The organism is Streptomyces bambusae, assembly GCF_019400985.1.
Classification (GTDB): domain Bacteria; phylum Actinomycetota; class Actinomycetes; order Streptomycetales; family Streptomycetaceae; genus Streptomyces; species Streptomyces bambusae_A.
In genome coordinates this window covers 24,598-35,627 of record NZ_WTFF01000028.1, presented here as the reverse complement: position 1 = coordinate 35,627, position 11,030 = coordinate 24,598, and the positions used below count along the sequence as shown (strand labels likewise).

Annotated in this window: 7 protein-coding genes; 2 read left to right on the top strand and 5 right to left on the bottom strand. The window is 74.0% G+C overall.

From position 1 onward, the window contains the following. The coding region (locus GPJ59_RS37190) for an AfsR/SARP family transcriptional regulator (RefSeq protein ID WP_258023988.1) at positions 1–1,736 on the bottom strand (1,736 nt) is incomplete at its 3' end. A gap of 157 nt (positions 1,737–1,893) precedes the next feature. Between GPJ59_RS37190 and GPJ59_RS07050 the strand changes: the two genes are divergently transcribed. Beyond that, positions 1,894–2,253, top strand: a complete 360-nt coding sequence (locus tag GPJ59_RS07050; protein ID WP_219665581.1) for a hypothetical protein — start codon at positions 1,894–1,896, stop codon at positions 2,251–2,253. Between the two features lie 12 nt (positions 2,254–2,265). Here GPJ59_RS07050 and GPJ59_RS07045 read toward each other — a convergent pair whose 3' ends face one another. From GPJ59_RS07045 to GPJ59_RS07030, 4 genes are all read right to left on the bottom strand, one after another. Then, the gene (locus GPJ59_RS07045) at positions 2,266–5,262 is read right to left on the bottom strand and encodes an AfsR/SARP family transcriptional regulator (protein WP_219665580.1); all 2,997 of its coding nucleotides are present in this window, start codon (positions 5,260–5,262) and stop codon (positions 2,266–2,268) included. Between the two features lie 242 nt (positions 5,263–5,504). After that, a complete protein-coding gene (locus GPJ59_RS07040; protein WP_219665579.1) occupies positions 5,505–5,759 on the bottom strand; it encodes an acyl-CoA carboxylase epsilon subunit in 255 nt (84 codons plus the stop codon). Between the two features lie 10 nt (positions 5,760–5,769). Continuing rightward, complete coding sequence (locus GPJ59_RS07035) at positions 5,770–7,317, bottom strand: acyl-CoA carboxylase subunit beta (RefSeq protein ID WP_308120172.1); 1,548 nt, start codon at positions 7,315–7,317, stop codon at positions 5,770–5,772. Next, positions 7,314–8,390, bottom strand: coding sequence for a polyprenyl synthetase family protein (locus tag GPJ59_RS07030; protein ID WP_219665578.1), 1,077 nt, complete (start codon positions 8,388–8,390; stop codon positions 7,314–7,316). The genes GPJ59_RS07035 and GPJ59_RS07030 overlap by 4 nt, the downstream gene beginning before the upstream one ends. Before the next feature lie 330 nt (positions 8,391–8,720). Here GPJ59_RS07030 and GPJ59_RS07025 point away from each other — a divergent pair, with 330 nt between their 5' ends. Then, positions 8,721–10,913 (top strand): MMPL family transporter, encoded by a 2,193-nt coding sequence (locus GPJ59_RS07025; RefSeq protein ID WP_219665577.1) that lies wholly within the window; start codon positions 8,721–8,723, stop codon positions 10,911–10,913. The last annotated feature ends 117 nt before the right edge of the window (positions 10,914–11,030 follow it).

Genomic DNA, 11,030 nt, shown 5'->3' with positions numbered 1-11,030 from the left:
GCCCAGGCCTGGGCCGGGTGCATGGCCGGCGCCACGGCCGCAGCCAGGTGCGTGGCCTGGGCCGCGGCCGTAGCCAGGTGTGTGGACTGAGCCGGGGTCAGGTGCGCGGCCAGGGCCGCCGCCGGGGGCATGGCCGGCGCCATGGCCGCAGCCAGGTGTGTGGCCTGGGCCGCCATCGGGGGCATGGCCGGCGCCACGGCCGCAGCCGGGTGCATGGCCTGGGCCGCGGCCGTAGCCAGGTGTGTGGACTGGGCCGCGGCCGTAGCCAGGTGTGTGGACTGAGCCGGGGTCAGGTGCGCGGCCAGGGCTGCGGCCGGGTGTGTGGTCGGGGCCGCAGCCGGATGCGGGGTCGGGGCCGCCGCCGGGGCCGGGGCGCCGGGCATGGACGGGATGGGCTCCGGGCTCGGGGCTGAGGTCTGGAGCGCCGGGGTCAGGTGCGCGGCCAGGGCGGAGGGCGCTGTCGGTGCCGGCGCCGCATGCGCGGCCACGGCCCGAGCCGTGGGCGCTGCGCCGGGGGCGGGCGGGTGGGGCTCGGTGGATCGGGGCGCGGCCAGGTGGTCGTGGGCGAGCGGGGCCGGGTGTGGGGTCGGGGCCGGGGCGGTGGGCGTGGTGGGGGTGGGGTCCGGGCTCGGGGTACGGGACTGGAGTGCCTGGGCCGGGGGCGCTGTGCCGGGGGCGGGCGGGTGCGGCTCGGTGGATCGGGGTGCGGCCGGGTGGTCGTGGGCAGGTGCCGGGGCAGGGTGCACAGCGCTGCTGGGCGCCAGGACCCGAGCGGGCGGCGGGGTGGCAGGCAGCGCCGCCGGGTCCTCGTGCGCAGCCGCGACCAGGTGCACGGCCGCAACGGGGGCCATGGGCGGGGTGGCAGGCAGCGCCGGGGTGGGGAGGGTGCCCTGGAGGATCTGGTGGTGGAGGGTGCGCAGGGCGGGGCCGGGGTCGATGCCCAGGTCCTCGGCCAGGTGGCGGCGGCCCGTCTCGTAGACCGCCAGGGCGTCGGGCTGGCGGCCCGAGTGGTAGAGGGCCGTCATCAGGTGGGCGCGCAGGTGCTCGCGGAGGGGGTGGAGGGCGACCTGCCGGGTCAGGGCCGGGACGAGGGTGGCGTGGTGGCCCAGGGCGAGGGCCGCCTCGGCGTGGTGCTCCACGGTCGCCAGGTGGGCCTCGGCCATGCCGGGGCCCTCGGCGGCCGCGAGGTGTTCGGTGACGTCGCTCAGGGCCGGGCCGCGCCAGAGGGCGAGGGCGTCGGCGAAGTGGCGTTCGGCCTCGGCGAAGTGACGCTCGGCCTCGGTGTGGTGGCGTTCGGCCTCGGTGTGGTGGATTCCGGCGGCCGCGAAGGGGCGTTCGGCCTCGGTGTGGTGGATTCCGGTGGCCGCGAAGGGGCGCTCGGCCTTGGTGTGGTGGGCCGTGCGGAGGGCGGTGCGGCCGGCGGCGGTGAGGTCCTGGAAGGCGTACCAGTCGACGGTGGCGTCGGCGGTGTCCATCCGGTAGCCGGCGCCGTGGCGCTCCAGGCCGTGGCCCGGGCCGAGCCGGGTGCGCAGCCGGGAGACGTAGGTGTAGAGCTGGCTGGTGCTGGTGGCGGGGGGCTCCTCGCCCCACAGCAGGTCCGTCAGGCGCTCGTCGGTGACCAGTTGGCCGCGGGCGAGGAGGAGGGCGGCCAGGACGGTGCGCTGCTTGGCGCCGTCGAGGGCGGCGGGCCGGCCGTCGAGCTCGGCCGACACGGGCCCGAGGAGCGTGAAGTCCATGGTCGCCTCCGCCTGGTCGCAAGGGCCCGGAACGTGTCCGGGCCTGTCTTGCGAAAAGGCTATTGACCTGCGGTTTTTCATCGCTCTCGGATCGATTTCGGCGGAGCGAAAGCGCTTTGAAAGCGCGGAAAAACGGCGTCTCCCTAGCGTGGTGGACATGCCGAAGGGCACCGCCGAGACCGACCCGAAGGAGACCGACGTGAACCGCATCGACCGCCTCACCCGCTCCGCCCGCCGCACCGCCGCCACCGCCGTCGTGGCCCCGCTCGGGAGGGTCGCCGCCACGACCGCCGTCCTCGTCGCCGCGCTCGGTGCGGCCGGCTTCACCGCCGCCACCGCGGGCGACGACCCGTGGACCTCGGTGCGCGCCGTGGCGACCGTGGACGACCCGTGGACCGCCGCCCCAGCGGGTGCGGACACAGACGACCCGTGGACCGCCGCCCCGGCCGGTGCGGACACCGACGACCCGTGGACCTCCGCCCCGGTCCGTGTCGCCAAGGACGACCCGTGGACGTGACCGGGGACGAGGTCAGGACTGTACGAGTTCGAACAGCTCCCGCGAGCCGACCGGTTCGCCTTCCGCGAGCACCACCAGGAGCTGCTCCATCCGCTCCCGCCACACCTGCGCACCGACCTCGGTGAACAGTTCGGCCGCCGCCCGGAAACTCAGGCCGGCGCCCGCCCGGTCCGTACGCAGGATCTGTACGCAGCCCAGGGCCCCCGACGCACGCGCCTTCAGGAACGCGTCCGGTATCTCCCCGGCCGTCCTCATCGCGCTGCGCAGGGTCGATTCGGCCTCTTCGAGCCGGTCCTGGCACCACAAGGACTCCCCCAGAGCGCGCAGCACGTGCGCCTCGCCCCGCAGGTCGCCGCTGGCCAGGACGAGTTCCAGCGCCCGCCGGCAGGCCTCCTCCGCGCGGGCCCCCTCGCCGCGGGCCGTCAGCGCCTCCGCCAGCCTCACCGTGCTCTGCGCCTCGCCCCGTACCGTGCCCAGCCCCCGGCTGCGGGCCACCGCCTCCGAGGAGAGCATCAAGGACGCCTGGGCGTCCCCCCGTTCGAGTTCCATCTGCGCCAGCAGGCCCAGTACATGGGCCTCCGCGTAGTGGTCGCCGACCTCCCGGAAGATCTCCAGGGAGTGCCGGCCCCGCTCCACCGCCCGGTCCAGGTCGCCCCGGTGGCGTTCGCACAGCGCGAGATTGCGCAGGACCAGGGCCCGCCCCTGGGCCTGGCCCAGCTCCTCGAACAGGTGGAGGGCCAGGCCCAGGCGCTCGTAGGCGCTGTCGTACTCCCACTGGACGATCTCCAGGGTGCCCAGGGACTGCTGCATGGCCGCCTCGCCCAGCCGGTCGCCGCTGCGGCGGGCGGCGCCGAGCGCCGCCTCGGCGCACTCGCGCCAGTCCTCCAGGTAGTTGCGGTTCTGGAAGAGCGTCACGCTGGTCATCGCCAGGTCCCAGGCGTAGCCGGACTCGTCGTCGCGGGCGGCCTGCTGGACCAGTGCGGTGATCGCCATCCGCTCCGTCTCGAACCACTCCATCGGGTCCTCCATCAGATCGGAGGCCAGGTGGTCCGGCAGGTCCCGGACCGGGGCCGTGCCGGGTACGACCGTGTAGTCGCCGCCGTAGACCCGGCGGTGCGCCGCCTTCGCCAGGCCGAGCCACACCCCGCAGGCCCGGCGGACGGCGGCCCGCAGTTCGTCCTCGCCGTCCTCGGCCACGGCGCACTCGCGGGCGAAGAGCCGCAGCAGGTCCTGGAAGCGGTAGCGGACGTGGCCGCTGCTGGCGCTGAGGGGTTCCAGCAGCTGGGCGTCGACCAGGTGCTCGATGAGGTCCTCGGCGTCGACGGGGTCGATGTCGAGGAGGGCGGCGCCGGCCCAGGCCGAGAACTCGGGGACGTTGAGGGAGCCGAGGAGACGGAACATCCGGGCCGTCTCCGCCGGCAGGTCGCGGTAGCTCAGGCGCAGGCCCGCGCGGACGCCGCGGGCGTCGGGGCTGAGCTCGTCCAGCCGGCGGCGCTGGTCCTCCAGGCGGGAGACCAGGGTACGGACCGTCCAGTGGGGTTTCGCGGCGAGCCGGGCGGCGGCGATGCGCAGGGCCAGGGGCAGCCGGTCGCACAGTTCGCTCAGCCGGGCCGCCGCCACCGGGTCGGCGGCGAACCGGTCGTCGCCGGCCACCCGGGAGAGCAGCGCGATGGATTCGTCCTGGCCGAGCGAGGCCAGGTGCAGGGGTACGTAGGCGTAGTCGCCGGCCAGGGCCCCGCCCATGCTGTCGCGGCTGGTGACCAGGACGCAGCAGCCGGAGGTGCCGGGCAGCAGGGGGCGGATCTGCTGGAAGGAGCGGGCGTTGTCCAGGACGATGAGGACCCGGCGGCCGTCGAGCACACTGCGGAACAGGGCGGTGCGTTCGTGCTGGTCGGCCGGGATCTGCGGGCCGGGCACCCCGAGGGCGCGCAGGAAGCGGTCCAGCACGGCGGAGGGGCGGCGCGGGGCCTCCTCCTCGTCATAGCCGCGCAGGTCGGCGAAGAGCTGTCCGTCGGGGAAGCGGGTCGCGACCTGGTGGGACCAGTGGACGGCCAGGGCGGTCTTGCCGACGCCGCCGGTGCCGACGATGGAGCCGACGGGCAGGGAGGCGCCGCCCTGCTGCTCCAGCAGCCGGTCCAGGGCGGCGAGTTCGGCGGCTCGGCCGGTGAAGGAGGCCGGGGCGGGCGGCAGGTGGGCGGGTACGGCGGCCGCGGCGACGGCGGGGACGGTGTTCTCGGCGCCCGGGGCCGCGGTCAGCCTGGGCGAGTCGGCGAGGATGTCCTCGTGCAGCTCCTGGAGGGCGGGCCCGGGGTCGATGCCGAGCTCCTCGGCGAGCAGCCGCTGCCCGATCCGGTAGGCCTCCAGGGCCTCGGCGCGCCGCCCGGAGCGGTACTGGGCGAGCATCAGCTGGCCGAGGGCGGCCTCGCGCAGCGGGTGCTCGCGGACGAAGCCGGTGAGCTCGCCGATCAGTTCGCGGTGCTTGCCCTGCTCCAGGCGCAGCGCGGTCAGCTGCTCGTACACGTCCAGTCGCAGTTCGGTCAAGCGGGCCGCCTCCGCCTCGACGCGTTCGGCGGTGACGCCGGCCAGGGCCGGGCCCCGCCACATGGCGAGGGCGTCCTCGAAGGCGGCGAGGGCCTCGTCGGTCCGGCCGCCGCGGGCGGCCTCGCGGCCCTCGGCGGCCCGCTCCTCGAACTCGACGGCGTCGATGCGGTGCTCGCCGGCGTGGAGCAGGTAGCCGGGGTGGCTGGTGACGAGGACGTCGTCGAGGCCGACGGCCGTCTTGAGGATCTTGCGCAGCGCCGAGACGCAGATGGCGATCTGGTTGCGGGCGGTGGCGGGCGGGTTGCCGTGCCAGACCGCGTCGGCGAGGGTGTCGACGGAGACCACCCGGCCGGGGTTGAGCAGCAGCATCGACATGATGGTCCGCTGCCGGGCGCCCTGGAGGACGACGGGGCGTCCCTCCGCACTGATGTCCAGGGGCCCCAGGATCCGGAACACCAGCTGAAGCACGGCTGCCTCCTCACTCGGCCGCAGCCGTACCCGAACGACCGATACGCCGCTTTCCTCTGGGTTACAAGGCCGCCGGGCGGGCGGGCAACGCGGTCGGCAGCAAGCTGCCAGGACGGACCGTTCCGCCCGGCTCCGGAGCACGGGAACACGGGAGCACGGGAGCCGGCTGCTCGGCTGTTCGGCTGTTCGGCTGTTCGGCTGTTCGGCTGTTCGGCTGTTCGGCTGTTCGGCTGTTCGGCTGTTCAGGCTCGGGGTGCCTGCCAGGAGGCGGGGGGCAGGAGCTCGGGGCGTTGCCAGCGCGCGGACCGCCCCTCGGCGTCGTCCCCGCCTCCGCACCCGGCGTATCCGGCGTGCCCGGCCTCCTGGCGTGCGGTCAGGGCGGCGACGAGGGCGGCGACGGCGGCCAGTTCCTCGGGGGTGGGGCGACCGTTGATGATCTTGAAGAGGGTGGGCGCCAGGGGGCCTTCCAGGACGGGGGTGGACGCATCGCCGGTCAAGGGTCTCTCCTCACATCGGGGGGTTGCCGTGCTTGCGGGCGGGGGTCACGGCGTGCTTGGTGCGGAGCATCTCCAGGGCGCCGATCAGGGCGCTGCGGGTGTCGGCGGGGTCGATGACGTCGTCGACGAGGCCGCGCTCGGCGGCGTAGTAGGGGTGCATGAGCTCCGCCTTGTACTCCTTGACCAGCTGCTGGCGGACCGCCTCGGGGTCGTCGGCCTGGGCGATCTGGCGGCGGAAGACCACGTTCGCGGCGCCCTCGGCGCCCATCACGGCGATCTCGTTGGCGGGCCAGGCCAGCGAGACGTCGGTGCCGATGGAGCGGGAGTCCATGACGATGTACGCGCCGCCGTAGGCCTTGCGCAGGATGACCTGGACGCGGGGGACGGTGGCGTTGCAGTAGGCGTAGAGCAGCTTGGCGCCGTGCCGGATGATGCCGCCGTGCTCCTGGCCGACGCCGGGCAGGAAGCCGGGTACGTCGACCAGGGTGACGAGCGGGATCGAGAAGGCGTCGCACATCTGGACGAAGCGGGCGGCCTTCTCCGAGGAGTGGATGTCGAGGACGCCGGCCAGGGACTGCGGCTGGCTGGCAACGATGCCGACGACCCGGCCGCCGAGCCGGGCGAGGGTGGTGATGACGCTGGTCGCCCAGCGCTCGTGGACCTCCATGTGCTCGCCGTCGTCGACGATCTCGGCGATGACCTCGCGCATGTCGTACGGGCGGTTGCCGTCGAGCGGCACCAGGTCCAGCAGCCGCTCGCAGCGGCGGTCCGCGGGGTCGGAACAGGGTGCGGCCGGCGGGGTGGCGCGGTTGTTGGAGGGGAGCATCGAGATGAGGTAGCGGACCTCGGCGATGCAGGTCTCCTCGTCGTCGTACGCGAAGTGCGCGACGCCGCTGGTGCCGGCGTGCACGTCGGCGCCGCCGAGGCCGTTCTGGGTGATCTCCTCGCCGGTGACGGCGCGGACCACGTCCGGGCCGGTGATGAACATCTGCGAGGTGTCCCGGACCATGAAGACGAAGTCGGTGAGGGCGGGGCTGTACGCCGCGCCGCCCGCGCAGGGGCCGAGCATGACCGAGATCTGCGGGATGACGCCCGAGGCCAGGGTGTTGCGCTGGAAGATGCCGCCGTAGCCGGCCAGGGCGCTGACGCCCTCCTGGATACGGGCGCCCGCGCCGTCGTTGAGGGACACCAGGGGCGCGCCGGCCGCGATGGCCATGTCCATGATCTTGTGGATCTTGGTGGCGTGGGCCTCGCCCAGCGCGCCGCCGAAGATCCGGAAGTCGTGCGCGTAGACGAAGACCGTGCGGCCCTCGACCGTGCCCCAGCCGGTGACGACCCCGTCGGTGTGGGGGCGTTTGTGCTCCAGGCCGAATCCGGAGGCCCGGTGCCGGCGCAGCTGCTCGACCTCGTGGAACGATCCCTCGTCCAGCAGGAGGGCGATCCGCTCGCGGGCGGTCAGCTTGCCCTTGGCGTGCTGCGCCTCGGTGGCGGCGGGGGCGCCGCCCTGTACTTCCTGGCGGATGCGGACGAGTTCGGCGACCCGTTCGGCCATGGTCATCCTTGGGGCTCCTTGCGGCTGAGGCTGGTGCGGAGGGCGACGTAGTCGCAGAGGGCGAGCAGGGCGCGGCGGGCCGGCAGGTCGGGCAGCCCGGCCAGCGCGCTGCGGGCGCGGTCGAGGCGGCGGTGCATCACGGCCTCGGTCTCGGCGAGGGCGGCCGAGCGCTCGAACAGCTCCAGGGCGCGGGGCAGGGCGGCGGGCGGGACGGGCCCGGCGGCGAGGAGGGCGCGCAGTTCGGCGTCGGCCGGGTCGGTGCCCTCGCGGGCGAGCAGCACGGGCAGGCTCGCCACGCCGGCCAGCAGGTCCTTGCCGCGTTCCTTGCCGGTGAGTTCGGCCGGGGAGGTCAGGTCGAGGAGGTCGTCGGCTATCTGGAAGGCGATGCCGAGCTGTTCGCCGCACTCGGTGAGCGCGGCGGCGGCGGGCGCGGGCGCGCCGGCCTGGACGGCGCCGATGCCCAGGGCCATGGCGAGCAGGGCCGCGGTCTTGCCGGCGGCGACGTGGAAGTAGTGGGTGACCCGGTCCTCGTCGGGGGCGGGCCCGGCCAGTTCGCGCAGCTGCCCGGCGACCAGCCGGCCGGCGGCCTGGGCGTTGAGGTGGACGGCGGCGGGGCCGAGTTCGGCGGCGAGCTGGGCGGCGCGGGCCAGCAGCCAGTCGCCGCCGAGGACGGCGGCGCGCTCGCCGAAGCGGGCGTGGACGCTGGGCACGCCGTGCCGGGTGGCGGCGCCGTCCATCACGTCGTCGTGGTAGAGCGAGGCGATGTGGACGAGTTCGGCGATGACGGCGGCCTGGGTGACGCCGTCGGCCAAGGGGTCGCCGAACTCGGCGCCGAGCAGGACCAGCAGGGGCCGCAGGCGCTTGCCGCCGGCCTCGGCGAGGTGGCCGGTGAGGGCGCCGACCCGGGGGTCGAGGGCGCCGTGGGCGCCGGCCCGGAGCCATTTCTCGGCCCGTTCGAGGGATTCCTGCATCCGGGTCTCGAACTCGGGCTCGTCCCGGGCGAGTCGGCCGAGCAGCCGGGCCGCGGGAAGGCCGGACGGCGCTGCCGTCCCTGCCCCGTACTCGTGTCCAGCGCCCATGGGCCCCTCCGCGACAAAGGCGAACATTGATTTCACGTATATGCATTCGACAGCATCATCAGGGGCCGGGCCCCTTACAACAGGGCTGACATGAAGGTGCCACTAAGGCATACGCGCACTTCTGACCAGCGGTTTGGCAGCTTCCTGCCAGGAATCTCGGTGACGTCGTCTTCAGCTGCGCAGAAAATCGGCGGATCCGCATCCAACCGGGAAACCCGCGGCCCGTACGGGGAAATTGACAGCAACCGGACACCCCGGGAGGGAGATTTCCCTCCCGTGGTTAGGCTCCGCGGGACATTCCCCTGCCGTGAATCGTTGTGAAGGAGTCTCATGTTCGGACGGATCGGACGCTTCGCCGTCCTCCGGCCCTGGGTGACCATCTCGGCCTGGCTGATAGCGGCGGTGGCACTCGCCGCACTCGCCCCGCAGCTGAAGCCCACCAGCGACCAGGCCGAATTCCTGCCCTCCCACTACGAGTCCGTCCAGGCGGCGAAGGCACAGGAACGCGCATTCCCCCAGCATGAGCAGCCGGCGGCCGTCGCCGTCTTCCAGCGGACGGACAAGAAGGCCCTGACGGAGTCCGACAAGGCGGCCGTCGCCAAGGTCGCGACCGGGCTCCAGGGCAAGGGCCTGACCAAGGTCAAGGCGGTGGTGAGCAGCCCGGAGGCCGTCTCCCCCAACGGCGAGATCGCCCTCGCCCAGGTCCTCGCCACGGTGAAGGACCCGTACGACCCGGAGCTCGGGGAGTCCGTCAAGAAGCTGCGTGAGGAGGCGCGGTCCCTGCTCGCCGGCACGGACCTGACCATGGGCCTCACCGGCGCCGCGGCCAGCGCGGTGGACGCCAAGGAGGCCTCCGGCGACACCGACGGCATGATCATGTCGGCCACGCTGCTGCTGATCGTGGTGCTGCTGCTGGTCATCTTCCGCAGCCCGCTCATCGCGATCCTGCCCGTCGTCATCATCAGCCTGGCGTTCATGGTGGCCACCGGGCTGATCTCGACCGCGGCCGAGCTCGGCGGGCTGAAGGCGGACGCCTCCATCTCGGCGATCCTGATCGTGGTCCTCTTCGGCGTCGGCACCGACTACATCCTCTTCCTGCTCTTCCGCTACCGCGAGCAGCTGCGCGGCGGCCAGGACCCCAAGCAGGCCATGATCAGCGCCGTCGCGCTGGTGGGCGAGACCATCGCCTCCGCGGCCGGTGCCGTCGTCGTCGCCTTCCTGGCCCTGCTGCTGTCCACGATGGGCATGCTGCGGGCCATGGGCCCCTCGCTGGCGATCTCGGTGGCCGTGGCGCTGCTGGCCGGGCTGACCCTGGTGCCGGCGGTGTTCTCGCTGCTCGGCGCGAAGGCGTTCTGGCCGTCGAAGGCGTGGAAGAAGGAGCCGAGGAACGCCCTCGCGGGCAAGGTGGGCTCCGCCGCCGCCAAGCGTCCGGCCGTCATCGCCGGTGTCACCGCGGGCGTGCTCGCCGTGCTCGCCGTGGGAGCGCTCAGCTTCAAGCCGGCGTTCGACGCGGACAGTTCCCTGCCGCAGGACCTCGAGTCCGTGACCGCGATGAAGGACCTCCAGCGCGGCTTCTCCGCCGGGCAGACCGACCCGACCTCGGTCTACCTGGAGAAGCGTGACGGAACGGCCCTGGACCAGGCCCAGCTGGAGGCGTTCGGCGCCGCCCTGAAGATCGAGGGCGTCGGCGAGGTCTCCCCCGCCGTGCCCGGAGCGAACGGCAGCGTCGCGCAGTACAGCGTGGTCCTGAAGTACCGCCCCACCGAGGACAAGGCCCTCGACCTGGTCTCCGGGCCGCTGCGGGACGCCGCCCACCGGGCCGCGCCCGAGGGAACCCGGGCGCTGGTCGGCGGGACCTCGGCGGTGCTCGGCGACATCAGCACGGCCGTCACCCGCGACTACACGGTGGTCTTCCCGGCCGCCGGACTGGCCATCATGCTCATCCTGGGCCTGCTGCTGCGCAGCGTGGTCGCCCCGCTGTACCTCATGGCGTCGGTCGCCCTCGGGTTCGCCGCCACCCTCGGCGCGACGGTCTGGCTGTTCCAGGGCGGCAGTGGCGAGAAGGGCCTGCTGTTCACCCTGCCCGTGGTCGTCTACCTCTTCGTGGTGGCCATCGGCACGGACTACAACATCCTGATGGTGGCCCGGCTCCGGGAGGAGATCGGCGCCGGGCGGCCCCCGCGCGAGGCCGTCCGCCGGGCCGTCACCGCGTCGGCGCCCACCATCTCCGCCGCCGCGGTCATCCTGGCCGGCACGTTCGGCGTGCTGATGCTCGCCAAGAACTCCATGCTCCAGCAGATGGGCTTCGCCGTCGCGTTCGGCATCCTGCTCACCGCCTTCGTCATGGCGCTGCTGCTCGTGCCCACCCTCACCAGCCTGCTCGGCCACCGCGCCTGGTGGCCCGGGCACAAGAAGACCCTGCCGGCCACGGCGGGCGGGGCGCCCGGCACGGCCACGGGGACCGGCCCGGCCGGGTCCTCGGCCGGGGACGGCTCCCGTACGGACGACCGGAGCCTGGTCTGACGGCTCCCCGGATCCGACACCCCCGTCGGCCGTACGGGAGTACGCCGCCCGGTCCGCCGTCGCCCCCACGGGTGGCGCGGACCGGGCGGCGCCGTCGTTCGTGGGCCGTGCGGTGCG

Bases quoted from the DNA above. Each gene is read 5' to 3' on its own strand.
- GPJ59_RS07050 (WP_219665581.1), top strand. From the start codon at position 1,894: ATGCCGAAGGGCACCGCCGAGACCGACCCGAAGGAGACCGACGTGAAC.
- GPJ59_RS07035 (WP_308120172.1), bottom strand. From the start codon at position 7,317: ATGACCATGGCCGAACGGGTCGCCGAACTCGTCCGCATCCGCCAGGAA.
- GPJ59_RS07030 (WP_219665578.1), bottom strand. From the start codon at position 8,390: ATGGGCGCTGGACACGAGTACGGGGCAGGGACGGCAGCGCCGTCCGGC.
- GPJ59_RS07025 (WP_219665577.1), top strand. From the start codon at position 8,721: ATGTTCGGACGGATCGGACGCTTCGCCGTCCTCCGGCCCTGGGTGACC.